The organism is Nonomuraea sp. B10E15 (assembly GCF_039871615.1).
Lineage (GTDB): Bacteria > Actinomycetota > Actinomycetes > Streptosporangiales > Streptosporangiaceae > Nonomuraea.
On the sequence record NZ_JBDPMB010000031.1, the window covers coordinates 67,581 to 91,393 of the forward strand.

General features: G+C 71.1%; 22 protein-coding genes. 11 read left to right on the forward strand and 11 right to left on the reverse strand.

From position 1 onward, the window contains the following. Positions 1–6 precede the first annotated feature (6 nt). Together ABGB14_RS45495 and ABGB14_RS45500 are read right to left on the reverse strand one after the other, a co-directional pair. On the reverse strand, positions 7–672 hold the full coding sequence (locus ABGB14_RS45495; protein WP_347650119.1) for a helix-turn-helix domain-containing protein: 666 nt from the start codon (positions 670–672) through the stop codon (positions 7–9). A 44-nt stretch (positions 673–716) separates the two neighbouring features. After that, positions 717–935, reverse strand: a complete 219-nt coding sequence (locus ABGB14_RS45500; protein ID WP_347650120.1) for a hypothetical protein — start codon at positions 933–935, stop codon at positions 717–719. A gap of 27 nt (positions 936–962) precedes the next feature. Between ABGB14_RS45500 and ABGB14_RS45505 the strand changes: the two genes are divergently transcribed. Then, on the forward strand, positions 963–2,273 hold the full coding sequence (locus tag ABGB14_RS45505; RefSeq protein ID WP_347650121.1) for a PP2C family protein-serine/threonine phosphatase: 1,311 nt from the start codon (positions 963–965) through the stop codon (positions 2,271–2,273). Beyond that, a complete protein-coding gene (locus ABGB14_RS45510; protein ID WP_347650122.1) occupies positions 2,270–3,298 on the forward strand; it encodes a cobalamin B12-binding domain-containing protein in 1,029 nt (342 codons plus the stop codon). Before ABGB14_RS45505 ends, ABGB14_RS45510 begins: the two co-directional genes overlap by 4 nt. Positions 3,299–3,413: 115 nt before the next feature. On the opposite strand, the gene ABGB14_RS45515 is transcribed toward ABGB14_RS45510, so the two are convergent. After that, entirely contained in the window at positions 3,414–4,682 is a 1,269-nt protein-coding gene (locus tag ABGB14_RS45515) for a pectate lyase (protein ID WP_347650123.1), read from the reverse strand. Between the two features lie 136 nt (positions 4,683–4,818). After that, positions 4,819–4,956, reverse strand: a complete 138-nt coding sequence (locus tag ABGB14_RS45520) for a hypothetical protein (protein ID WP_347650124.1) — start codon at positions 4,954–4,956, stop codon at positions 4,819–4,821. A gap of 105 nt (positions 4,957–5,061) precedes the next feature. Here ABGB14_RS45520 and ABGB14_RS45525 point away from each other — a divergent pair, with 105 nt between their 5' ends. Further along, on the forward strand, positions 5,062–5,634 hold the full coding sequence (locus tag ABGB14_RS45525; protein WP_347650125.1) for a TetR family transcriptional regulator: 573 nt from the start codon (positions 5,062–5,064) through the stop codon (positions 5,632–5,634). Between the two features lie 61 nt (positions 5,635–5,695). Further along, on the forward strand, positions 5,696–6,196 hold the full coding sequence (locus tag ABGB14_RS45530; RefSeq protein WP_347650126.1) for a luciferase family protein: 501 nt from the start codon (positions 5,696–5,698) through the stop codon (positions 6,194–6,196). A gap of 37 nt (positions 6,197–6,233) precedes the next feature. On the opposite strand, the gene ABGB14_RS45535 is transcribed toward ABGB14_RS45530, so the two are convergent. From ABGB14_RS45535 to ABGB14_RS45550, 4 genes are all read right to left on the reverse strand, one after another. After that, a complete protein-coding gene (locus ABGB14_RS45535) occupies positions 6,234–7,175 on the reverse strand; it encodes a ThuA domain-containing protein (RefSeq protein ID WP_347650127.1) in 942 nt (313 codons plus the stop codon). A gap of 163 nt (positions 7,176–7,338) precedes the next feature. Next, complete coding sequence (locus tag ABGB14_RS45540; RefSeq protein WP_347650128.1) at positions 7,339–8,130, reverse strand: citryl-CoA lyase; 792 nt, start codon at positions 8,128–8,130, stop codon at positions 7,339–7,341. Further along, on the reverse strand, positions 8,127–9,284 hold the full coding sequence (locus tag ABGB14_RS45545; RefSeq protein ID WP_347650129.1) for a CoA transferase: 1,158 nt from the start codon (positions 9,282–9,284) through the stop codon (positions 8,127–8,129). The genes ABGB14_RS45540 and ABGB14_RS45545 overlap by 4 nt, the downstream gene beginning before the upstream one ends. 14 nt (positions 9,285–9,298) lie before the next feature. Beyond that, positions 9,299–10,030, reverse strand: coding sequence for an IclR family transcriptional regulator (locus ABGB14_RS45550; protein WP_347650130.1), 732 nt, complete (start codon positions 10,028–10,030; stop codon positions 9,299–9,301). A gap of 250 nt (positions 10,031–10,280) precedes the next feature. Here ABGB14_RS45550 and ABGB14_RS45555 point away from each other — a divergent pair, with 250 nt between their 5' ends. The 7 genes from ABGB14_RS45555 (at position 10,281) to ABGB14_RS45585 (ending at position 20,355) form a co-directional block, all read left to right on the forward strand. Further along, the gene (locus ABGB14_RS45555; protein ID WP_347650131.1) at positions 10,281–11,729 is read left to right on the forward strand and encodes an aldehyde dehydrogenase family protein; all 1,449 of its coding nucleotides are present in this window, start codon (positions 10,281–10,283) and stop codon (positions 11,727–11,729) included. Continuing rightward, the gene (locus tag ABGB14_RS45560) at positions 11,726–13,441 is read left to right on the forward strand and encodes a thiamine pyrophosphate-binding protein (RefSeq protein ID WP_347650132.1); all 1,716 of its coding nucleotides are present in this window, start codon (positions 11,726–11,728) and stop codon (positions 13,439–13,441) included. Before ABGB14_RS45555 ends, ABGB14_RS45560 begins: the two co-directional genes overlap by 4 nt. A 108-nt stretch (positions 13,442–13,549) precedes the next feature. Further along, entirely contained in the window at positions 13,550–14,692 is a 1,143-nt protein-coding gene (locus ABGB14_RS45565) for an ABC transporter substrate-binding protein (protein ID WP_347650133.1), read from the forward strand. Position 14,693: 1 nt separating this feature from the next. Next, complete coding sequence (locus ABGB14_RS45570) at positions 14,694–15,563, forward strand: branched-chain amino acid ABC transporter permease (protein WP_347650134.1); 870 nt, start codon at positions 14,694–14,696, stop codon at positions 15,561–15,563. Beyond that, positions 15,560–17,365 carry a branched-chain amino acid ABC transporter ATP-binding protein/permease gene (locus ABGB14_RS45575; RefSeq protein WP_347650135.1) on the forward strand — a complete coding sequence of 602 codons (1,806 nt, stop codon included), beginning with the start codon at positions 15,560–15,562 and terminating at the stop codon, positions 17,363–17,365. The genes ABGB14_RS45570 and ABGB14_RS45575 overlap by 4 nt, the downstream gene beginning before the upstream one ends. Beyond that, positions 17,362–18,063, forward strand: a complete 702-nt coding sequence (locus tag ABGB14_RS45580) for an ABC transporter ATP-binding protein (protein ID WP_347650136.1) — start codon at positions 17,362–17,364, stop codon at positions 18,061–18,063. The genes ABGB14_RS45575 and ABGB14_RS45580 overlap by 4 nt, the downstream gene beginning before the upstream one ends. Positions 18,064–18,288: 225 nt before the next feature. Continuing rightward, entirely contained in the window at positions 18,289–20,355 is a 2,067-nt protein-coding gene (locus ABGB14_RS45585) for a PQQ-binding-like beta-propeller repeat protein (RefSeq protein ID WP_347650137.1), read from the forward strand. Between the two features lie 91 nt (positions 20,356–20,446). Here ABGB14_RS45585 and ABGB14_RS45590 read toward each other — a convergent pair whose 3' ends face one another. From ABGB14_RS45590 to ABGB14_RS45600, 3 genes are read right to left on the reverse strand one after another with little or no spacing between them, the layout of a single operon-like run. Then, positions 20,447–21,097, reverse strand: a complete 651-nt coding sequence (locus tag ABGB14_RS45590; RefSeq protein ID WP_347650138.1) for a TetR/AcrR family transcriptional regulator — start codon at positions 21,095–21,097, stop codon at positions 20,447–20,449. Between the two features lie 9 nt (positions 21,098–21,106). Next, positions 21,107–22,936: a TIM barrel protein gene (locus ABGB14_RS45595; RefSeq protein WP_347650139.1), complete on the reverse strand. Its 1,830-nt coding sequence runs from the start codon at positions 22,934–22,936 to the stop codon at positions 21,107–21,109. A 12-nt stretch (positions 22,937–22,948) separates the two neighbouring features. After that, positions 22,949–23,794, reverse strand: a complete 846-nt coding sequence (locus ABGB14_RS45600) for a shikimate dehydrogenase (protein ID WP_347650140.1) — start codon at positions 23,792–23,794, stop codon at positions 22,949–22,951. Positions 23,795–23,813 lie beyond the last annotated feature (19 nt).

Below are 23,813 nucleotides of genomic sequence, written 5' to 3' on the forward strand. Positions count from 1 at the left end.
GGGCCGTCAGCCGGACACGATCAGCTTCTCGATGCGCTCGGCGGCGGCCACGACGAGGTCGCCGTACTGGTGGCCGGGCCCTTCCCGGCTGACCCTCGACAGCGGGGCGGACAGGCAGAGAGCCGCCACCACCTCGTCGTTGACCCGTACGGGCGCGCTGACCGAGCTCAGCCCCAGCATGCGCTCGGAGACGCTCTCGAGCCAGCGCCGCTCGGGACGCGCGGGATCCGGCGGGTCGCCGGCCTCCAGGATGCGCGCCGCCGAGCCGCGCCCGGCCAGCGGCAGGCGCGAGCCGACGGGCAGGGAGGCACGCAGCTCGGCCTCGGACTCCGCGCTGGCCACGCAGAGCCGGTGATCGCCGCGCCGCACCCAGATGGCCGCCGTCTCCCCCGTGCGCGCGCGCAGGTCGTCGAGCACGGGGCCGGAGACCGTGATCAGGCCCGAGGAGGTGAAGCGCCGCCCGACGTGGTAGCGCCCCTGCGGGTCACGGCGCAACAACCCGTGCTTGACCATGGACGCGGCCAGCCGCTGGGCGGTCGGGACGGACAGGCCGAGGTGGCGGGCCAGCTCGGTGGCGCTCATCGGGGCGCGCTCGACGGTGTCGAGGATGGCGACCGCCCGGTCGATCACCCCGACCCCCGTGACCAGGTTTGCCTGCTCCTCATCCCTCACGGCACGACCTTAGCTCCGCCGCGCGAGCCGCGCCACGACACCGGTCAGTTCTTGATCTCGACGAGCGTCACGCCCTCGATGGTTGCCGCGACGAGCTCGATCGCCTCCGGCGGGCCGTCCTGCACCGGTGCAGGTGAAAGATACGGAAAGAAAGGATATGACGTGAAGGGTCCCGTGCCCTGCTGCCCGTAGAGTGACGATTCGGACAGCGGTCGGGGACGGGGCACGATCTGGATGGTGGGGTACGACGCTCGCGGGCTCATGACGCGTTTCCCGCCGGGCTGGCCGGGATGACCGGGTGCCGGCGGACCGCCGAGGCGCTGCACGCCGAGCGCCAGTGGACGACGTACATGGTCGAGGCGTCCGGGGAGCTGCTGTCCTCCCTGAACCTCGACCGCTGCCTGGAGACGACGGCGCGCCTGGCCGCCCGGCGGCTCGCCGACGCCGCGCTGGTCGTGTTGCCGATGCCCCGCCGCAGGTTCGTGATCGTGCGCTGCGACGCGAGAGGCCGGGTGGCCCGCGAGAGCGCGGCCATCGATCCACGCGCGGTCCCGGGCCTCGACGAGGCGCTGCAAGGTTTCCCGCCGGTGCCCGCCCGCTGGATCGATCCGGCCGACGCTCCCGGCTGGGTACTCAGTGACGGGTCCGGGGACATCGGCTCGGTCGCGCTGGCCTCCCTGCCCGGCCGCGGCCTGCCCGCGGGCGCGCTGGTGCTGCTGCGGCGCGAGCGGGAGGCCGGCTTCTCGGACAACGAGGCGGTGTTCGCGAGGCTGCTGACCGCGTGGGCGGGTGCGGCGATCTCGGTCGCCCGCCTGTACGCCGAGCAGGAGGCCATCACCGAGACCCTGATGGCCGAGCTGCTGCCACCTCCCCCGCCGCGGCTGGAGGGTGCGGAGGTGGCGGCCCGATACCGGCCCGCGGGCGCCGGGGAGCGGATCGGCGGCGACTTCTACGACGTGCACCCCGTCGCGGGCGCGGGGGGCGAGTCGCTCGTGGTGCTCGGCGACGTGTCCGGCAAAGGGCTGGAGGCCGCCGTGCTCACCGGCAGGATCCGCAACACCCTGCGGGCCCTGTCGGCCCTGGCGGACGACCACCACCGCGTGCTCGAGCTGCTGAACGACGTCCTCATCGCCGACGGCGTCCCGACCCGCTTCGTCACCCTCGTCCTCGCCTCGTTCAGGCGCCGCGGCACCCGCGTCGAGTTGCGGCTGACCAGCGCCGGGCATCCGCCACCGCTGATCCTGCATAACGACGGCCGCGTCGAGACGGTCACGACCGTCGGCACGCTGATCGGCCTGCTGGAGCACATCACCAGCGCCACCGCCTCGGTGGAGCTGGAGCCCGGCGAGACGTGCCTGCTCTACAGCGACGGCATCATCGAGGCCAGGGGCGGCCCGCTCGGCGACGAGTTCTTCGGCGACGAACGCCTGTGCGAGCAGCTCGCGCAGTGCGCCGGCATGCCTCCGGAGGCGCTGGCCGAACGCGTCGAGATGCTGGCATCGGAGTGGGTCGGCGGCGGCGAGCACGACGACATGGCGGTGGTCGCCATCACGGCCTGCCGCGACGTCCCACCCGGCGCGGCAGGAGAGCGGCTCCCGTGAACGCCGGCATCGGGAACCACGTCGACACGTTGTGGGCGGCGGCGATGGCGGGCGACCAGTACGCCGCGATCGACGCGGCGACGGCCGCCATCGACGCCGGCGTCCCCGTGGAGACCCTGCTGATGGACGTCGTCGCCGCCGTGCAGGCCCGGGTCGGCCACGAGTGGGCGGCCAACCGCATCACCGTCGCCCAGGAGCACACCGCGAGCGCGGTCAACGAACGTGTGCTCGACGCCCTGGCCCACCACCCGGCCATGAGGCAGAGCCGGGCGCCGGGCAGGGGCCGGGTCGCCGTGGCGTGCATCGACGGCGAATGGCACGCGTTCCCCGCGCGGTTGCTGAGCGAGGTGCTGCGGGTGAACGGCTGGCACGTCGACTACCTGGGCGCGCAGATCGCCACGCGCCACCTGGTCGCGCACCTGCACCGGACGAACCCGGACGCGGCGGCGCTGTCCAGCTCGCTCGCGATCCGGCTGCCCGCCGCGCACGCGGCCATCACCGCCTGCCAGGCGGCGGGCACCCCCGTGCTGGCGGGCGGAGCCGCCTTCGGCCACGACGGCCGTTACGCCCGGCTGCTGGGCGCCGACGACTGGGCGCCCGACGCCCGTGCCGCCGCGGATCTCCTGGCCGCCGGGCCGCTGCCGCGCAGGACCGCCCCCGGCGGGCCGCCGCACCTCGCCGGACCCGAGTACACGCGGCTGGACCGGTCGGCTCCCGCCCTCGTGAGAGGCGTCATGGACGAGCTGGGCCGGCACGTGCCCGAGATGGCGGCCTACACCGAGCGGCAGGTCGGGCAGACCGCCGAGGACATCGCCCGCATCGTCGACTACCTGCGGGCCTCCCTGTATGTCGACGATCCCGAACTCTTCTCCTCGTTCCTGAGGTGGATGGCGGGCATCCACACGGCGCGCGGCATCCCGGCACAGGTGGTGGCCTCCGCCGTCGACGTGCTGGCCGGCCTCCTCACCGGTTTCCCGCGTGCCCTCGCCACGCTGGCGCGGGCACGTGACGTGCTGCGCGCGTGACCGCTGGAGCTCCGCACGTTCGGCGGCCGCCGCCTGGCCGGTCCGTGTCGTCCTGGGCGGGCCGGCAGGAAAGCAGGCGGGAGGGGCCCCGAGCTCGCTCGGGGCCCCGCGGTGACTAGCGCCAGGTGATGTCGGAGGAGGAGTAGAGGCAGTTCACGCCATCCGCCCCCTCGCCGATCTTCTCCGGCTCGTCGCCCTTCGGGACGCCCCGGTACTTCTCGCAGATCGTGGTGTCGTCGCCGTACACCGTGATCCTGCTGAAGCGGGCCGTGTCGCCCCAGTTCGTGTTGATGCCGGCCAGCACGTCGGTCGAGCGGGCGGTGACGCCGTCCATGACCACATGGCGCTGGTAGGAGCTGGAGCAGTTGCCGCAGGCGCGGTAGAGCTTGCCCGCGTTGTGCACCTGGAAGTCCCTGATGGTCAGCGTGCCGGCGCCGTTGTGCTGGAACACCTTGTCGGAGGCGGACTTGGCGCCTCCGCCGTCCACCAGGTAGGTGGCCGACGAGCTGGACGACCTGAACGTCGCGGCGTCCTCACCGACGTCGTTCCACCACACGTTGCGGATCGTGCACGAGCCCTCGCAGTGGATGCCGTCGCCGGCCGGGGCGTCGATGATGACGTTCTGGATGGTGCCGCCGTTGTCCACGACGAACATCGGGTCCTGGCTCTCCCCCTGTCCGCCGTCGCCGATGCCGTAGTAGCGCTTCATGCCGCCGTCGAAGAACGTGCCCACGTCACGGGTCTCGGTGATGTGCACGCTGCCGGTGTCGGAGGGCCACTCGCCGCTGCCGTCGCCGCCTCCGCCGCCGCTGCCCATCTTGACGAGCCGCCACTGCTGGTTGGCGCCGCCGAGGTCGTCCCACTGGGAGATCCTGGCGCCGTCACCGGTGCCCCACTCCCACACCTCCAGCGCCTTGCCGCTGTTGCGGTTGATCAGCCGGACGTGGCCGCCGTCGGAGTCGGCCAGGCGGAACTGCTGGTTGGCGGCGTTCAGGTCGGCCCACTGGACGATCTGCGCGCCGCCCTCGGTCGACCACTCGTAGACGTCCAGCACCTTGCCGCTGAGGCGGGACTTGAGCCGGTAGTAGCCGCTGCCGGAGCTGACGAACTGCCACTGCTGCTGGTTGCCGTCGTTGCGGGCCCACTGCACGATCGGCGCGCCGTCGTTGGTCGCGAAGTCGTACAGGTCGAGGGCCTTGCCGCTGTGCCGGTTGACCAGCACGTACCACGCGTTGGTGTCGACGCTGGCCGCCTGCGCCGGGAGCGGCGCCACGGCGATGGCGCCCACCGTGGCCGTCAGCACGGCCGTCAGCACGGCCGTCAACATGGCGGCGAGGGTCGCCGGCAGCCGGCGCCATCGCCTGGAACGAGGGTCACGTGTCAAGGTCGTCCTCCTCTTTGGTAAGCGCTTTCCCAATGGGTGTGACGCTGCCGGGATAGCCGAGTTCGTTGGGAGATCCGCCTTACTCGAAGGCTGGTCGTCGCTGTTCGAGCTTTGATCGCACGCGCCGGGGCCACCGTCAACCGGCCCTCGGAGGCATGCCCGCCGACCTGCGGGTTCCCGCGGTGAAAGTTTCATCCCGAGCCCCGGCCAGCCGGCGGGCGAGGTCGAACGGGGCGGCCGGCGTGCCCGTGGCGCCGGGCGCGGGAATCGTCATGCGGCCTCCTGGCGATCGGCGATCATCCGGGAGGAGCTTCATCGGAGATCCGGCGCCACCCGTGCCCAGGAAAGTGCGTACGAGTGTTGGCCTACAATCGTTGTCATGGCTTTCACCGAGCGATCGGCCGCCACACGGACCTCCATCCTCTCGGCCGCCAGGAAACTCCTCATCGAGCGGGGCTTCGAGGGCATGACGATCAGGGCCGTCGCCGCGCAGGTGGGCGTCGACCCGTCGATGGTCATGCGCTACTACGGGAGCAAGGCCGGGCTGTTCAGCGCCGCCGTGGACGTCGACCTGCGGCTCGACCGGGTCGAGGACCCGCCGCTCGACCGGCTCGGCGAGCTGCTCGTGCGCCACTTCCTGGCACGCTGGGAGGGCGACCTGTCCGACGACGTGCTGATCCTGCTGCTCCGTTCCGCGAGCACCAACCCCATGGCCGCCGAGCGCATGCGGGAGGTGTTCGCCGGCCAGATCGCCTCGCAGGTGGCCCGGCTGACCGGGGCCGAGGGGGCGGCGCTCCGGGCGGGGTTGATCAGCACGCAGCTGCTGGGCCTGGCACTCACCCGCTACGTCCTGCGGCTCCCGCCGATGGCCGAGGCCGACACCGAGACCTTGGTGCGGGAGATCGGCCCGGTGGTGCAGCACTACCTGACGGGATCAGACATCACGGCGTGACGGTCAGTCGGAGGCGCACACCCCTATGTCGCTACATATCGCACATGTATGATTACTCAGTGTGAGCAGTGCGAGCAGTCAAGAAGCAGCGATATCCACGTTGCGGGAGCGGTGCGGCGACCGTCCCGCCACCTTTCCCGAGATCCCGCACCAGCAGCTCGACCAGATCGCGCCGGTGCAGCTGCAGGAAGAGTTGTGGCGGCGGATGGCCGGGCTCGGCCACGTACGCACCGGCGCCAGCGTCGTCTCCCTGCCGGAGACCCGCGCGCTGCACCTGGACCCGGAGCACGCGCTCGGGCCCGGCCCGGCGTTCGTCCGCGGCAGCACCGAGTTCGCCCACCTGCACGGCGCGTCCGACGGGAGCCTGCACCTGCTGCTGCCCGAGCGGGACGCCGCCGAGGCCGTGGCACGAGGGTGGGGCGAGTTCCACCCGCTGGTGCTGGAGGGCCGCTGCCCGCCCACTCTGATCATGGTGTACGGCCCGCGCGACGACGACGAGCTGGAGACGGTGTGGGAGCTGGTGCGCCGCAGCCACGCCTTCGCCTCCGGCCACATCCTCTGACCGGAGGCGAAGGGGACGTGCGTTCCGATCGCCGATCTCAGCGGCAGAACGGAGCCATGCCGAGGACGGACTTGACACCTCCCAGCAGGTGCTGGACGAAATACCGGTCGCCCTCCATGGGCTCATCGGTCCACGCCTTGACGTCATGCCCGAGGGTGGTCAGCCAGGCCTTGCCGCCGTCGTAGTACTGACACCAGCTCACGGGATGATGCCTGCCGTGGCCGGGGTGCCCGAGGTTGCCGCGTACCCCGCGGGCCAGCGTGTTCTCGTCCACTTCGGCCAGCACCCGGACGTGAGTGGGCGCGGGGACGAGGTTGTACCACTCGTCGGAGAAGGCCCAGGTGCGGGGTAGCCCCTGGGTGGAGGCGTCGCGGCGGTTCACGGTGACCACGGTGCCAGGCTGGTTGGCGCTGTGGTCGTAGAAGTTGGCGTTGCCGAGCAGGCCCTCGTACCAGGGCCAGTTGTACTCGGTGCCGAAGGCGTTGTGCACGCCGATGAAGCCGCCGCCCGCGCGGACGTACTGGCGCAGCGCGGTCTGGGCGGCGTCGTCGAGGGCGTCGCGGGTGGTGCTGAGGAACATCACCGCGTTGTAGTTCAGGAGCCGCCCGGCCGAGGCGAGCTGGGCGACGTCCTCGGTGTGGTCGACGGTGAAGCCGTTCTCCCGGCCCAGCTCGACCATCGCCTTGACGGCGACGTTGTCGTCGTTGAGCGGCGGGTTCATGCCAGGGGCGAGCGGGGTGCCGAGGTGGGCGTGACGCGGGCCGGCGGTGCGGCTGTAGACGAGCAGCCTGTAACCCTCGGAGGGGTCGAAGTTGCCCCAGTCGTGATAGCAGCGGGGGTCGGTGCCCCGGCAGACCCCGTAGTCGGGATCACCGAGGTTGCGCGCCCCTTCGGGAGAGGCGGCGGAGCTGGGGGCGGTGGCGGTGAGCAGGACGGCCGCCGCTGCGGCGGCGGTGGCGATGGAGAGTCGGCTGCGCATGGACACCTCGCATTTCGATCCACCAGGCGGATCGATAGGTCCACTGGGGGAGCTTGAGCGTAACCACGGATCTTCGCGGGAACAAGCTCTTGCGCACACCCGGCAAGGCGCGCCGGGACCGCGGGAAGGGAGATCCACCGCAGCGGGTCTCCCCTTCCCACGCTCAGAGCCAGGTAGGCAGCACGGACGGCGGCATCGGCCCCTTGTTGCGCCGTCCCTGCCCGGCTTCCTCCCAGGCGTGCGCCAGGATGCCGACAGATCTGCTGAGCACGAAGAGCCCGCGCGCCAGCGGCGCGGGGAAGCCCAGTTCGGCGTAGACCACGGCGGTCGCGCCGTCGATGTTCATCGGCACCGGTGCGATCAGCCGCTCGACCTCGATCGCGGCTCGCAGGTGTGCGCCCGGCACCACTCCAGCCGTGACGGCCTCGGACACCAGGTCCAGGAGCGGATCCCGGCGTGGATCGCGCGTGTGGAAACGATGGCCGAACCCCGGCAGGTATTTGTCCCGCGAGCGCCGGCGGGCGACCACGGCGGCCACGTCGCCGTCGGCGACCACCTCCTCGAGCAAGGCCACGCACTGCTCGCCCGCGCCGCCGTGCACGTCGCCGAGCAGGTTGACGCCTGTGGCAACGGCATTGTTGAGCCCCACCCCGCATGTCACGGCCATCCGGGCGACGGCGATGGACGGCGCGTGCGGCCCGTGGTCGACCGAGGAGACCAGGGCCGCCTCCAGCAGCGCCGCCCTGCGCGGGTCGGGGCGCTCGCCGCGGAGCATGAGCCAGATCATCTCGACGAAGCCGATCCGCCCGATGAGATCCTGGACCGGCCGCCCGCGCAGCTCGATGACGTCGGGCTCGATCCGCGACACCGCTGTCGCCCACCAGTCGGCCACCGCGGTCTCGGGGGCGCGGCCTGCCGCGGGGGCGGCCTCCCCGGTCCTGGCCGGCTCGCTCATGACCCGGCCCCGAACTCGTCGTTGTGCTCGCCCAGCAGCGGGGCCGGCCCGCGCGGGCGCAGGGCGACGCCGTCGACGACGACACCGTTCCCCGTCACCGTGACCCGCCGCTCGTCCGCTCCGGCGAACGGCACCTCTGTCAGAAAGCCCCGGTGACGCACCTGGTCGAGTGTGAGCGCTTGGGGGACGGTGAGGATTCGGGCGGCGGGCACGCCCTCGCGGGAAAGGATCTCCTCCCATTCCAGTGCGGTCTTGGCCCGTAGCGCCTGGTTGAGCTCCCGGTTGAGCTCCCGCCGGTGGGTCTTGCGCGCTTCCCGCTCGGCGAAGCGCGGATCGGCGGGCAGGTCGGGCCGCCCGACGAGCCGGCACAGCGTCTCGAACTGAGGCTGCTGGTTGGCGGCGATGTTGAGCGGCCCGTCGGCGGTCTCGAACGTGCCCGAGGGGGCGGCGGTGGCGTTCTGGTCGCCCATCGGCTCCGGCTCCACGCCGCTGATGAGGTAGTTCGACACCGTCCAGCCCATAGCCGAGATCGACGCCTCCAGCATCGACAGGTCCAGGAAGCAGCCCTGCCCTGTGCGGTGGCGCCCGGCCAGCGCGGCGGACACCGCCAGCGCGGCCATCAGCCCGCCGATGGTGTCGCAGATGGGGAAACCCACCCGCAGTGGCGCGGTGTCGGGCGTGCCGGTGACGCTCATCATGCCGGACAGCCCCTGGATGATCTGGTCGTAGGCGGGCGCCCCGCTCATCGGTCCGCTCTGGCCGAAGCCGGAGATCGCGCAGTAGACCAGGCCATGGTTGAGTTCGCGCAGGCGGTCCCAGCCGTAGCCGAGCCTCGCCAGCACGTCGGCGCGGAAGTTCTCCAGCAGGACGTCGGCCCCGGCCACCAGCGACTCGAAGGCGGCCCGCCCTGCCGGGCTCTTGAGGTCGAGCTCGACCGACCTCTTGCCGGCGTTCTGGGCGAGGAAGGAGGCCCCCATCTGCTCCCGATTGAGCTCCGGGTCGGGTCCGAGCCGCCGGGCGAGGTCCCCTGCGCCGGGCAGCTCCACCTTGACCACTTCCGCGCCGAACAGCATCAGCTGGTAACTGCAGTACGGCCCGGCCAGTACGTTGGTCAGGTCCACGACCTTGACGCCGTCCAGTGGCAACTGCTGCATTCACGCTCCATAGGTCAGGTCAGTGGATGGTCGAACCCGCGCTCCGACATGCGCTTCGCGGCCTCGCGCAGATCTGCGGCGAATATCCCGACACGCTCTTCGGTGAAGCGGACGGTGGGGCCGCTGAGCGTCAGCGCCGCCACGGTCGCTCGCGAACCGCCCGTGACCGGGACCGCGACCGCCGACAGGCCGGGCTCGCGCTCGCCGTGGCTCACCGCGTACCCCGCGTGTGCCGCCTCGTCGATCCAGCTCCGCAACGTGGCCAGGTGTGCCGCGCCGTCGGGAGAGGAGCGGGCCACCCGCTGGAGCAGCCGCTCCGAGGCGTCCTTCAGCAGGATCTTGGAGGAGGCCCCCGCCCACAGGGGCAGCTCGTCGCCGACCCGCACCACGTGGCGCAGCGGCTGCGGGCTCTCCTGCTGGGCGATGCAGATGCGGTGCGTGTCGCGCAGCACGTAGAGGTTGACGGTCTCGCGATGCCGGATGCCCAGCTCACGCATGAGCTGGACGGTCTCAGGCGGCAGTTCCCACGCCGATCGGGCCAGGTGGGCCCAGCGCCACAGCGCCGGCCCGGCCGTGTAGCCCTTGGGCGTGGCCCACAGCAGGCCCATGTGCTCAAGCGTCTGCAACAGCCGCAGAGCCGTGGTCTTGGCCAGTCCGGTCTCGTCGACGACCTCGCGGATCGTCAGCGTCCGGCGATCCTCGGTGAGCAGGGAGAGGATGTCGAACGCGCGCTGGACGCTGCGCACGCCCCCGCTCTCCCCGGGCTCCGCAGGAATGGATGAAGGCACGGATCCTCACTTGTGAGTTGAAGGCGAATCTGCCGCTCACCTTCTCATGTGGTCCGTACGCTAACACCCAGTCCGCATAGCGGTCCATAAGAACCATCAAGTGGATTACCCGACCCCCTTGCCAGAACCTTCGGCATGCTCATACCGTGAGGCAATCCACACTGCGGAGTTTGAGAACCACTGCGCGGATCGATGGGAGTCGTCGACCATGAACACCATCAACGAAGCCAGGTGCTTAGTCGCCGGGGAGTGGTTGACCAGCGGAGAGCACGCCGACCGCGTCGGCCCCTACCTGCGGGAGGTCGTGAGCCGGGCACGAACCACCCCACCCGGCGACGTCGACGCGGCCCTGGCCTACGCGCGGCAAGCGGCCGGACGTGTCGCGCGGCTGGCGCCCGCCACCCGGGCCGGCGTCCTGGAACGCGCCGCGGCCGCGGTCACGGCGCAGGGGGACCGCCTCGCAGGGCTGCTGGCGTTGGAGCTGGGCAAACCCCTCAAGGACGGGCGTGGTGAAATCGTGCGTGTCGCGGACACCCTGTCCGTCGCCGCGGCTGAGGCGAGGATGATCGGCGGCGAGGTGCTGCCCGTGGCGGGCTGGGGCCGCGGGGTGGGCAACACCGCGATCACCCAGCGGGCGCCCGCGGGCCCGGTGCTGGCGATCACGCCGTTCAACGCGCCCGCGAACCTGCTCGCGCACAAGCTCGCAGCCTCCTTCGCGGCCGGCAACACCACGATCGTCAAGCCGCCGCCGCAGGCCCCCGCGGTTTCGACCGCCCTGGTCGAGCTGATGCTGGAGGCCGGCATGCCGGTGGAGGCGGTGCAGGTCCTGCACGGGGGCGGGGAGCTGGGCGCGCGGCTGTGCGCCGCGCCGGAGATCGCCGTCGTGAGCTTCACGGGCAGCGTCACGGCCGGCCACGCCGTCGCCCACGCCGCCGGGCCGAAACGGGTGATGCTGGAACTCGGCGGCAACGCCGCCACCATCGTCTGCGAGGACGCCGACATCGCGGAGGCGGCGTCCGCCTGCGCGCGGACCGGCTACAGCAACTCCGGGCAGAGCTGCATCTCCGTCCAGCGCGTGTACGTGCACCACAGCCGCTTCGAGGAGTTCTCGCAGGAGCTGACCGCGCAGGTCAAAGGCCTGGTCGTGGGCGATCCCCTGGATCCGGCGACCGACGTCGGCTCCATGGTGGACGACGACGCGGCCGAGCGGGTGGTCCGCTGGACCGCTGAGGCCGCCGGTCAGGGCGCCAGGGTGACGGCCGGCGGCACGCGCGACGGCGCCGTGATGGCGCCGACCGTCGTCGTCGCACCGCCCGCCGAGGCCCGGGTGGTTCGCGAGGAGGTGTTCGGCGCCCTGGTCGCCGTGCTGCCCTACAACGACTTCGACGCTGTGATCGAGGCGTGCAACCGCAGCGCGTACGGGTTGCAGGCCGGGCTGTTCACCCACGACGTCCGCCGCGTCATCACCGCCTGGCGCGAGCTGGAGGTCGGCGGCCTGGTCGTCAACGGCTCCTCCAACTTCCGGCTCGACCACGTCCCGTTCGGCGGGGTGAAGGACTCCGGCATCGGCCGCGAGTCGCCGCGCTGGATGATCGAAGACTTCACCGTGACCAAGACGCTCATGCTCAAAGGCCTGACCATCTGGGGAGACCGTTGACCACCACAGCCGCTCACGCCCTCGTCGCCCAACTCGAGGAGCTCGGCGTCGAGTACGTCTTCGGCACGTGCGGCCACACGAACATCGCCGTTCTGGACGCGCTGGCCGACAGCCGCATCCGCTTCGTCATCGGCCGCCACGAGCAGGCCGCCGCGCACGCCGCCGACGGCTACGCCCGGGCCTCCGGCAAGCCGGGAGTCCTGCTGGTCCACGTCGGGCCCGGCCTGACCAACGCGGCCACCGGCGTCATGACGGCCGCGCTGGACTCGGTGCCGATGGTGGTGATCTCCGGCGACATCCCGTCCTACTACCAGGGCCGGCATCCCCACCAGGAGATCAACCTGCACGCCGACGCCGACCAGGCGAGCGTGTTCCGGCCGTTCGTCAAGCGGGCCTGGAACGTGCACCGGGCCCAGGACCTCGGCCGCTTCGTCGAGCGCGCCTTCTGGACGGCCACGGCGGGACGTCCGGGCGCCGTGCTGGTGAACGTGCCGATGGACGTCTTGTCCCGTCCCGCCGCACCGTATCCGCCGATCAGCCGCGCGGCGCGGCCCGGGCTGCCGCAGGACACGGCCGAGCTGATCGCCGCGCGCTTGGCCGCGGCGGAGCGGCCGCTGATCTACGTGGGCGGCGGGCTGCGCGACAGGCCCGAGGCCCTGATCCGGCTGGCCGAGCACTTGGACCTTCCCATCGTCCACTCGCTCATGGCCAAGGGGACCGTGCCCGACGCGCACCCGCTGCTCCTCGGTATGCCCGGCTTCTGGGGACTGGAGCTCACCAACGCCTACGCCCGCGAGGCGGACGTGGTGCTGGCGCTCGCCACCCGCTTCGCCGAGACCGACGCCAGCTCTTGGGATCCCCGCTTCACATGGGACCTCTCCGGCAGCACGCTCATCCAGATCGACATCGACCCGGCCGAGATCGGCCGCAACTACCCCGCCGCCATCGGCGCGGTCGCCGACGTCCGGCTCGCGGTCGAGGCGATCGCCGATGCCGCCACGTCTCACGCCGCACGTTCGAGGCCCGAGCTTCGCAAGCAGATCCAGCAGGCTCGATCGGAGCTGTTCTCGGCCAGCCGGGAACGCGGCGGGAGCGCGGACTTCCCGCTGCGGCCCGAGCGCATCCTGAAGGACCTGCGGGACGCGTTGCCGCCGGACGCGTTCCTGGTCACCGACGTGGGCTGGAACAAGAACGGCGTGGCGCGGTGCTACGAGCTGCCCGCCGAGGGCCGCTTCATCACCCCGGGCGGCGCCTCCACCATGGGCTTCGGCCCGGCCGCCGCCGTGGGCGTGCAGCTGGCCCGGCCTGAGGCCGTCGTGGTGGCGCTGGTCGGCGACGGCGGCATGAGCGCACAGCTCCCCTCGCTGCCGCTGGCGGTCGAGCAGGGCACTCCGGTGATCTTCGTAGTGATGAACAACCGCTCCCACGGCACGATCTCCGACCTGCAGTCGGCGCACTTCGGCCGCAGCCACGGCTGCGACTTCGTCGATCCCGCCGGGCGGCCCTACAGCCCCGGTTTCGCCGCACTCGCCCGAGCCTGCGGGGCCGACGGGCATACGGTGGCCACGCCCGACGATCTCGGCACAGCGCTACACGAGGCCATCACGAACCGACGACCCGCCGTGATCGATGTGCCGATGGTGAACGAGCCGGTTCCGACGCCCGGCCACTGGAACATCACGGACATATACCAGGGTCTCTTCACCGACTGAAGGGCTGAAACCGTTGTAAGTTCGAGATTCCCTCAACCGTTCCTGTCACTTATAACGAACGTACTAGTCCGTGAATTGAGACTCACCTACCCCCCGACGAGGTGAACCGTGCGTTTCACGAGATTCTCCATCGCAGCAGCGGCCCTGATCACCGTCGCCGCCTGTGCCCCGCCCGGCCAGCAAGCCGACACCGCAGCCACGGCCACCGGCCCGATCAAGATCGCCAACGTCAACGCGCAGAGCGGCCAGCTCAGCTCGCTCGGCCAGTGGGAGCACAAGGGCGTCAAACTCGCCATCGACGAGGCCAACAAGGCAGGGGGCGTCAACGGACGGCAGATTCAGCTCGACCTGTTCGACAGCCAGGGCGACCCGACCGTGGGCACGAACGTGGCCAGAAAGATCGCCGCCGAAGGCTACATCGCCATGCTCGGCACCACCGAGAGCGCGGTGACCCTGGCCATGGCGCCCATCCTGAAGGACGCCAAGATCCCCAACATCACCTCGGGCCAGTCGCCCAAGCTCGCCGAGCTGGGCAGCCCGTTCCTGTTCCTCAACGCGCCGACCAGCGTCACCTTCGACGAGACGCTGGCCAAGCACCTGGTGGACGACAAGGGCATGAAGGAGATCGCGCTGATCAGCAACAACGGCGCGTACGGGGCCGGCGAGCATGACGCGTTCCTGGCCTCGCTCAAGAGCAGGAACGTCACCCCGCTGGCCGACGAGGTCGTCACCCCCGACCAGAAGGACTTCAACTCCAACCTCGCCAAGATCCGCGAGCAGGACCCGGAGGTGCTGTTCATCGGCGCCGAGGAGGTCCAGTCAGGGCTGATCGCCAAACAGGCCCGCGAGCTCGGCATCAAGGCGGTCTTCGCCGGCGGCGCCCCCGTGGGCACCGACGTGTACGCGACCACGGCCGGCTCGGAGAACGCCGAAGGCACCATCGTCAGCTCCCCCTACCTGAGCAACGAGGCCAGCCCGCAGATCGAGGAGTTCGCCGCCAAGTACAAGTCCGTCTACCATGAGGACGCCCGCATGCACGTGGCCAAGGCCTACGACGGCGCGTCCATCCTCGTCGAGGCCCTCAAGCAGACGGGCGGCGAGGGCGGCCAGAAACTGGCCGACGCCATCCGCGGCGCCAAGCGCGCCGGGCTGCTCGGCACCTACAACTACGACGCCAACGGCGTCGGCATCCACGAGACCAAGATCGGCCTGGTCAAGGACGGCAAGGTCGTGCCCGAGGCCGCGAGCTGACGTGCAGGTCTTCCTTCAGACCCTGATCGGCGGGATCACCTTCGGGGCGGTGTACGCGCTGGTGGCGATGGGCTTCTCGATCGTCTACCGCACCATGGGCCTGGTCAACTTCGCCCACGGCAGCGTCGTGATGATCGGCGCGTACGCCGCCTCCACCTTCTACATGGCCAGCAAGCTGCCGTTCGCCGTGGCCGTCGTGGTGGCGATCGCGGTCACCGGCCTGATCGGCTTGGTGATCGAGCGCTTCCTGCGGCCGCTGGAGAACAAGGACTTCACGCTGATGCTGATCGGCACGATCGGCTTCGGCGCCGTCCTGGAGGCGGGCGCGGTGCTCGTCTGGGGCGCGACCGGGCACGCCGTGCCGTCGCCGGTCGCGACGGGGCCGATCGACCTGGGCGGCATCCGCATCCCCGCCTACAGCCTGCTCGTCATCGCCGTCGCCGCCGCCGCGACCGGGCTGCTGGCGCTGTTCCTGCAGCGCACCAAGCGCGGCGCGGCCATGCAGGCAGCCGCCATGGACCACCAGGCCGCCACCGCGTGCGGCATCCACGTCGGCCGCAGCAACGCCCTGGCCTTCGGGATCGGCGCCGGCCTGGCCGCGCTGGCCGGCAGCCTCATCGGGCCCCTGCTGTACGTCAACCCGACCATGGGCGGCACGCTCGGCATCAAGGGCTTCGCCGCGGCCATGCTCGGCGGGTTCGGCAGCATGCCGGGCGCGATCGTCGGCGGCCTGGCCTTCGGCCTGCTCGACGCCTTCGCCGCCGGCAACTTCCAGGAGTACTCCGAACTCGTGACCTTCCTGGTGTTCGCGGTGATCGTGATGATCCGCCCCACCGGCATCTTCGGAGAGGCAACGGTGAACCGCGCATGAAACGTCTGGTGCTCATCGCCATCGCCGCGGTCGCGGCCTGGCTGCTGCCCTACGGCCTGGGCGGCTACGCCATCCACGTCGCCGACGTCGCGATCATCTTCGCGATCCTGGCCATCGGGCTCGGCCTGACGATGGGCGTGGCCGGGCAGATCAATCTGGCCCAGGTCGCCTTCTTCGGCGTCGGCGCCTACACGGTGGCCATCCTGACCACCGAGGCCGGGCTCGGCTTCTGGACGGCGGCCGTGCTGGCGCTGCTGACCGCGGTGGTGTTCGGCGTGCTGACCGGCATCCCGGCGCTGCGCATGCAGTCGCACTACCTGGGCATCGTCACCCTCGGCCTCGCGCTGGCCTTCACCAACTGGGTCACCAACTCCACGATCGCGGGCCGCGCCGAGGGCATCAGCGACATCCCGGTGCCGCCCATGTTCGGCATCGACCTGTCCAGCGGCTACCTGTTCTACTACGTCGAGGTGATCGTCTTCGCGGTCGCGCTGGCCTTCGCGCTGCTGGTCACCCGCTCGCCGCTGGGCCGCCGGCTGCGCGCGATGCGCGACGACGACCTGGCCGCAGGCTCGCTGGGCGCGGAGATCCCGCTGCTGCGCATGACCGCGTTCGTGCTGTCCGGCCTGTACGGAGGCGTGGCCGGCATCCTGTACGCCGGGCTCATCCGCTTCGTCGCCCCCGAGTCCTTCAACATCGCCAACATGTTCCTGCTGCTCGCCATGGTCATCATCGGCGGCCGGAGCAGCATCCTGGGCTGCGTCGTCGGCGCGATCGGGCTTTCCCTGATCAGAGAGGCCCTGTTGGACGCCTCCGGCTACGCCCAGCTCGGCTACGGCCTGGTGGTCGTGCTCGTGGTGGTCTTCGCTCCCAAGGGCCTGGCGGGCCTGCCCGGCCAGATCAGGCACCTGGTGCGCCGGCGCACCGGCGCCTCGCGGGCTCAGCTGGGCCCGTTCCTGCCCTACGACGCCGCGTCCGTCGTCGACGGGCAGGCCGCGCTGGAGGTCCGGGAGGTGACGATGCGGTTCAAGGGACTGGTCGCCCTCGATGCGGTGTCCCTCACCGTTCCCACCGGTCAGATCCGCGGAATCGTCGGCCCGAACGGCTCGGGCAAGACGACGCTGTTCAATGTGATCAGTGGCTTCTACACGGCCACGCAGGGGTCGGTGGAGTTGCGCGGCCGCGGGGTGACGGGGCTGGCGCCTTACCGGCTCTCGCAGCGCGGCGTGGCGCGCACGTTCCAGAACCTGCGCCTGTTCGAGGATCTCAGCGTGCGCGAGAACCTGCTGCTCGCCCTTGACCGCACCCGCGCCTTCTGGATCTGGCGCTACCCGATCCTGCCGTGGAAGGTGCTGGGCCAGGAACGGACGCTGCGCCGCAGGGCGGAGGAGCTCATCGAACGCTTCGGGCTCACCGAGGTCGCCGACGCCGAGCCGCGCTCACTGCCGTACGGGATCCAGCGCCGCATCGAACTGGCCCGCGCCATGGCCATGTCCCCCACCCTGCTCCTGCTCGACGAGCCCGCCGCCGGGCTGAACGGCGAGGAGGTGCGGCAGCTCGCCGAGATCGTGCGCTCCATCAGGGACTCGGGCGTCACCGTGATCATCATCGAGCACCACATGGGGCTGGTCATGTCCCTGTGCGACCAGGTCACGGTGCTGTCCAGCGGCAAGGTCATCGCCGATGGGCCGCCCGCCGAGGTGGCCGTGCACCCGGACGTGGTGGCCGCCTACCTCGGTGACTCGATGGCTGCACCGACCGAGGAGACCGCGGAGGCCGCGGTGGAGGAGGCGACCCGATGACCACGCTCACCGTCGAGGAACTGTCAGTGCACTACGGCGGTGTCCGCGCCACCCACGAGGTCTCCTTCACCCTCGAAGCCGGCCAGTCGCTGGGCATCATCGGCGCCAACGGCGCGGGCAAGTCCTCCACGCTCAAGGCCGTCATGGGGCTGGCGCCGCGTCAGGCCAGGGCCATCCGCTTCGGCGACCACGACCTGCTGCGCGCGCCCGCGCACACGCTGGTCAGGCACGGCATCGGATACGTCCCCGAGGGCAGGCACGTCTTCCCAGGCCTCACGGTGGAGAAGAACCTCCTGCTCGGCGCGTACACCAAGAGCTGGAAACGCACCCCTGTCGACGAGGTGTACGAGCTGTTCCCGGTGCTGGGCGAGATGCGCCACCGGCTGGCGGGCGCGCTGTCCGGCGGGCAGCAGCAGATGCTGGCGGTGGGCCGGGCGCTGATGTGCCGGCCCCAGGTGATGCTCCTGGACGAGCCCTCGATGGGGTTGTCGCCGATTCTCGTCGCCGAGATCGCCGGCGTGCTCAAGCGGCTCAACGCCGACGGCCTGGCCATCCTGCTCGTCGAGCAGAACGCCAAGCTCACCTTCGATGTCACCACCACCTGCCTGGTCATGGAGAACGGCGTGATCGCCGCAACGGGCACCTCCGCCGAGCTGAGAAACGACCCCCAGGTCCGGCGCATCTATCTCGGCCTGTGACGGCCCGCTCCGGCTCGCCGCCCGCGGCACGGGGAGTTCTTCTCCTGACGGTCGCCCGGGGGTGAGTCCGTGACTCGTCTGATGCCCGGCGGGGCTGAAACCGTCATGACACGCGAGAATCGAGGTCCGCTAGACGGTTCAAATGGTCCGTTGACGAGCAATGTGTCGCGATCTATGCATCACACGGATACAAGAGTCCACAGAATGGAACGTTAGGGGATGCTCATGGTTCGTCGCAGAGAGTTACTCGCGGGCGCCGTTGCCGCCGTCGCCCTTGCGGGAGCCGGGCAGGCCCCGGCATCGGCAGCCACCAAGCGCTCCGATCGGGATTTCCCGAAGATCGGCGGAAACCTGGCCAATCAGAACCACAGCCGGCTGCGCGACCTTCACCGTGGCACCATCAGACGGCTGCGCGCCGCGTGGGTGAACAACATCGAGGGCGGCCTGGCATCCGGCAACAGCCAGAGCTCCACGGTGGCCGTGGACGGCGTTCTCTACATCGAATCGGCGCTGGGCAACGTCGTCGCGGTGGACGGCCGTACCGGGGCGACGATATGGAAGTACGAGCAGACGCGCGGCGCGGTCACCCGCCGTGGCGTCGCGGTCGGCGCCGGCAAGGTGTACACCTGCGCCAACGGCAACTGGCTGATCGCCCTCGACCAGCGCACCGGCCGGGTTCTCTGGGAACGGCAGCACAACGGCTACGGCAACCTGGAGAAGGTGGCCGTCACCTACCACGACGGCATGCTCTACTGCGGCACCAACGACGGGCCTCGCGGCGCGGCCCTCGCCTTCGACGCCGGGACCGGCGACCTGGTCTGGCACTTCTGGGGCACCGCGGCTCCAGGCGAGGTCGGCGGCGGCACCTGGGAGGGCGACTCCTGGCAGGCCGGCGGCGCGACACCGTGGATGCACTGCGCGATCGACGCCGAGCTCGGCCTGGTCTACTGGACGTTCGGCAACGCCAGGGGCAGCAGGTCGTCGCAGGACGGCTCCGAGCGCGGCGGGCAGAACCTGTTCGCCAACTCGATCGTGGCCATGGATCTGAAGACCGGCGCCCACCGCTGGCACTTCCAGTCCGTCCACCACGACATCTGGGACATGGACAACGTCATGGCGCCGGTGCTGGTGGACGCCCGCGTGCGCGGCCGGATGCGCAAGCTCGTCGTGTACGGCAGCAAGACCGGCATGTACTACATCCTCGACCGGGCCGACGGCTCCGCCCCTCTCGGCATCGACGAGTTGCCCGTGCCGCAGGAGCCGCGGCAGAAGACGTGGCCGACGCAGCCCTTCCCACGCCAGGGCGGCTGGACGGAGCTGAAGCCGGTGTGGCAGCCGCTGGGCACGCAACTGCCCGGTCTCCCGCACCGAGCGGTGCCGAACTACACCATCGGCGCGCTGTACACGCCGCACTGGGACGAGCCGATCCTCACCATCCCCGGCCACGGCGGCGGCGCCGACTGGAGCCACCAGTCCTACAGCCACAGCACCGGGCTCGTCTACACCGGCTTCGGGTACGTGGCCGCCGCCCACTCCCTCACCGAGTCCTCCAACGGGCTGCGCCCGCCGGGCGAGTACATGACCGGCGGCGTCGTGGCGGTGGACCCCTCCACCAACCGGGTGCGCTGGAAGAAGAACCTGCCCTACTCGCTGGCGCACGGCAACGGCATCCTCACCACCGCCTCCGATCTGCTGTTCATCGGCCAGCCCGACGGCAACCTGCTCTGCCTGGACGCCCGCGACGGCCGCGAGCTGTGGCGCTGGCAGACCGGCGCGGCCATCAGCAGCAGCCCCATCGCGTACGAGGTGGACGGCGAGCAGTACGTCGCCGTCTACGCCGGCGGCACGGGCATCCCCTACGGCAACTCCGCTCCGCGCGGCGACCACCTGTGGGCTTTCAAGCTCGGCGGACGGGTGTCCCCTGCCACCGCGCCGCCCCCGCCCGTGGTGCGCCGGCCGGTCTCAGGCGGGCCGGTGGACGGGTCCGTCGTGAACGACACGGTCGTGCTCGCCCGCGTCTACGCCGGCGGGCAGGTGGGCGCGGTCGAGTCCACGGCCGTGAACGCCATGGCGCCCACCCACCTGCGGGTGCCGGCGGGGACCACGGTGACGTTCGTCAACCCGCCGGACAACGTGCACGTGCACGGGGCCACCCAGTTCTTCGAGGGACTGTTCGATGTACGGCTCAGGCCGGGCGAGTCGTTCCAATACACCTTCACGAAACCGGGGGAGTATTTCTTCAACGACTGCCACAGCCCGCGCCCGACCGGGAAGGTCGAGGTCACGGGCTGATCGGCGCGACGTCGGGGCTCAGGAGCGGGGAAACGTGCGGGCACCGGCGGGTCACGGCCGGCGATCACGAGCCAGGGCCCGCCGGCCGGGATCAGGCGCCCGCGCCGCGCAGATAGGCCACGACCGCGTCCCCCACCATCCGCCGCAGCCGGCCACGGTGTTCGGGCGCGGTCATGTCGCGCCCGAACAGCGCTCCGAAGGTGTGCTGGTTGGCCACCCGGAAGAAGCAGAACGAGCTGATCAGCATGTGCACGTCGATGGCGTCGGCGTCGGTGACGAAGTCGCCGCTCACCGTGCCCGCGTCGAGAATCGTCTCGATGAGGTCGAGCACGGGCGTGCCCAGGCCGGCCAGCGCCGGTGACTTGCGGATGTGCTCGGCCTGGTGGATGTTCTCGATCGTCACCAGCTTGATGAATTCGCGGTGCAGGTCGTGGTGGTCGAAGGTCAGCTCGGCCAGCGTGCGGATGGCCTCCAGCGGAGCCAGGTGCTCCACCTCGATGGCCCGCTCCATCTCGCGCACCTCGGCGTAGGCCTTCTCCAGGACGGCGATGTAGAGCCGTTCCTTGCTGCCGAAGTAGTAATAGATCATGCGCTTGGTGGTCCGCATGCGGGCGGCGATCTCATCGACCCGCGCCCCCGCGTAGCCGTGGCGGGCGAACTCCTGCTGCGCGACCACGAGGATCTCCGCCTTGGTGCGGTCAGGGTCCCGCTGGCGTTCGGGGGCGGCGGGCTGAGAGGTCACCAGCCCATCCTAGTGACCTGCCGCATGTTGCATGGCGAGCCGGATGGGGGCGTTGGCGGCGCCGTAGCCCTGGTAGCCGCCGGCGCGCTGCACGAGCTCGAAGAAGACCCGCCCCACCGTGACGGTGTACAGGTGCAGGAACTCGCCGCCGTGCTCGTCCCGGTCGTACAGCACGCCGAGGCGGCGCAGCTCGGGATCGGCCTCGTGGCGCGCCTCCAGGTCGTCGTAGTAGTTGCCCGGGATGGGCAGGAGCAGGCCGGGATGCTCGCTCCTCAGCCTCCGGGCGACGGCCACGACGTCGTCGCAGGCCAGCGCGACGTGTTGCCGCGGGAGGTGGTCGGCCCCCACCTGGGCGATGTTCATCACCATGCGCACGGCGCCGCCGGGCCCCGACATGGCCTTGCTGCGCAACATCCCGTACGGGTCGGGCACCTCCAGGCTCTCCTGCGGGCGCAGGCCCAGCACGCTGCGGTAGAACGACTGTGCCTCGTCGAAGTGGTGCCACGGCTGGGCGAGCGCGACGTGGTCGATGCCGGTGACCGGGCCCGGCACCGCCCCGGCCGGGGCGAAGTCGGCGAGCCAGGCCTGGTCGCAGAAGAAGATCTCGGTGCCGTCCGGCGCGGCCACCGCTTCCAGCTTGGCCTCCTCGGGGGCGCGCTCGCGGGGCAGCACCGGCGAGAGCAGCGACTCGGCGTGCTCGGCCGCGCCGGCCGGATCGGGGCTGTCGAGGCCGATGGCGATGAGCGCGGGGCCGGTGGCGGCGGTGGCGGCGGTGGTGGTGGCGGCGGCGGCGGTGGTGGTGGCGGTGGTGGTGGCGGCGGCGGTGGTGGCGGCGGTGGTGGTGGTGGTGGCGGCGGTGGTGGCGGCGCTGAGCAGCAGCCGCGCGCCACCCTGCTCCCACAGCTCGACCGGCTTGGTGGGGTGCGTGCCCGTGCGCGCGAAGCCGAGCACGCCCAGCAGCCTGCCCACCGGCCCTGTGCCGGACAGCTCGGCGAAGGCGAACCCCGTGGGGGCGGCCGGATGCGTCTCGCCGCGCAGGCTCTGCTCCAGGGCGATCAGCGAGCGCATGCCGTCCAGCGCGGTGCGCTCCGCCGACGCCTGGCGGAAGACGTCGTTGAACACCTCCAGCGACAGCGGCCCGGTGTAGCCCGCGCGCAGCACGCTGGCCACCAGCCCGGTCAGGTCGAAGGTGCCCTGCCCGGGGAAGCAGCGGTAGTGGCGGCTCCATTGCAGCACGTCCATGGCGGGCGGGGGTGCATCGGCGAGCTGCAGGAAGAAGATCTTGTCGCCGGGGATGGCCTCGATGCCGATGGGGTCGGAACCGCGCGAGAGGATGTGGAAGCTGTCCAGGCACACGCCAAGGCCGGGATGGTCGGCCAACCGCGCGACGCGCCAGGCGTGCAGGTACTCGCTGACATGCCGGCCCCAGGCCAGCGCCTCGTAGGCGATGCGGATGCCGTGGCCGGCGGCCCGCTCGGCCAGCAGCCGGAGCTGCTCGGCCGCCTGTTCGTCCCCGGCGATCGCGTCGGGCGAGACGTTCGAGCAGACCAGCAGCAGGTCCGCGCCGAGCCGCTCCATCACCCGGAACTTGTGCTCGGCCCGGCGCAGGTTGCGCGCCAGCGTGCCGGCGTCCACCGCCTCGAAGTCGCGGAAGGGCTGGTAGAGGTCGATGCCGAGGCCGAGGTCGGCGGCCCTGGCCCGCACCTCCTCCGGCGGCAGGGGACTGGCCAGCAGGTCATTCTCGAAGATCTCCACCCCGTCGAACCCGGCGGCTGCGATGGCCTCCAGCTTCTCGGCCAGCGTGCCGCTCACGGACACGGTGGCGATGGACTTGCGCATGCTTTCTCCTCTTCAGACGGCGATCAGGTCGGTCAGGTGGGCGAGCATCCGCTCGGCGTCCGGCTCCCTGCCGGTGAACAGCCTGAACGCGTGCACGGCCTGGAAGACGACCATGCCGCCGCCGTCCAGCGTGCGGCAGCCGAGCGCCCTGGCCTGCTTGAGCAACTCGGTCTCCAGCGGCCGGTAGACGATGTCGGCCACCCACAGCCGGGGGTGGAGCAACTCGGCAGGCAGCGGCAGGCCCGGATGGCGGGCCATGCCGGTCGGGGTCGCGTGCACCAGTCCCTCCGCCCGCGCCAGCTGCTCCGGCAGCTCGGCCTGGGCCGCGAAGCGGGCGCGCCCGGCGCCATACCGGGCGGCCAGCTCACCAGCGAGGGCGCGAGCCCGCGCCACGTCGGCGTCGACGACGGTGATCCGGTCGGCTCCCATGGTGAGCATGGCGTGCGCCACCGCGGCCCCCGCTCCCCCGGCACCGAGCTGCACGATCCGGCTGGTCGGCGCGTCGGGCAGGCCGCGGGCGAACGACTCGGCGAAGCCCGTCCAGTCGGTGTTGTGGCCGATGGCCCGATCGCCGTCGAACACCACGGTGTTGACCGCGCCGAGCATGCGGGCGTCCGGCGACAGCTCATCCAGGAACGGGATGACGGCCTGCTTGCAGGGGTGGGTGACGTTGAGCCCGTCGTAGCCGAACCGCCGCGCCGTGCGGACCAGCTCGCCCAGGTCACCACCCACGCGATCGATGTCGAGCAGCCGGTAGACGTAGTGCAAACCGTGGTGCACGGCCTCCTGCTCGTGCAGCGGCGGGCTCAAGGAGGGGCCGATGCCCGAGCCGATCAACCCCACCAGGAACGAATCCATCACGTCTCCCTTTCCAGCA

What these genes read in the sequence shown, in the direction of transcription:
- ABGB14_RS45500 (WP_347650120.1), bottom strand. Translation starts at nt 935, where the DNA reads ATGAGCCCGCGAGCGTCGTACCCCACCATCCAGATCGTGCCCCGTCCC.
- ABGB14_RS45505 (WP_347650121.1), top strand. Translation starts at nt 963, where the DNA reads ATGACCGGGTGCCGGCGGACCGCCGAGGCGCTGCACGCCGAGCGCCAG.
- ABGB14_RS45520 (WP_347650124.1), bottom strand. Translation starts at nt 4,956, where the DNA reads ATGACGATTCCCGCGCCCGGCGCCACGGGCACGCCGGCCGCCCCGTTC.
- ABGB14_RS45525 (WP_347650125.1), top strand. Translation starts at nt 5,062, where the DNA reads ATGGCTTTCACCGAGCGATCGGCCGCCACACGGACCTCCATCCTCTCG.
- ABGB14_RS45535 (WP_347650127.1), bottom strand. Translation starts at nt 7,175, where the DNA reads ATGCGCAGCCGACTCTCCATCGCCACCGCCGCCGCAGCGGCGGCCGTC.
- ABGB14_RS45540 (WP_347650128.1), bottom strand. Translation starts at nt 8,130, where the DNA reads ATGAGCGAGCCGGCCAGGACCGGGGAGGCCGCCCCCGCGGCAGGCCGC.
- ABGB14_RS45545 (WP_347650129.1), bottom strand. Translation starts at nt 9,284, where the DNA reads ATGCAGCAGTTGCCACTGGACGGCGTCAAGGTCGTGGACCTGACCAAC.
- ABGB14_RS45555 (WP_347650131.1), top strand. Translation starts at nt 10,281, where the DNA reads ATGAACACCATCAACGAAGCCAGGTGCTTAGTCGCCGGGGAGTGGTTG.
- ABGB14_RS45575 (WP_347650135.1), top strand. Translation starts at nt 15,560, where the DNA reads ATGAAACGTCTGGTGCTCATCGCCATCGCCGCGGTCGCGGCCTGGCTG.
- ABGB14_RS45580 (WP_347650136.1), top strand. Translation starts at nt 17,362, where the DNA reads ATGACCACGCTCACCGTCGAGGAACTGTCAGTGCACTACGGCGGTGTC.
- ABGB14_RS45585 (WP_347650137.1), top strand. Translation starts at nt 18,289, where the DNA reads ATGGTTCGTCGCAGAGAGTTACTCGCGGGCGCCGTTGCCGCCGTCGCC.
- ABGB14_RS45595 (WP_347650139.1), bottom strand. Translation starts at nt 22,936, where the DNA reads ATGCGCAAGTCCATCGCCACCGTGTCCGTGAGCGGCACGCTGGCCGAG.
- ABGB14_RS45600 (WP_347650140.1), bottom strand. Translation starts at nt 23,794, where the DNA reads ATGGATTCGTTCCTGGTGGGGTTGATCGGCTCGGGCATCGGCCCCTCC.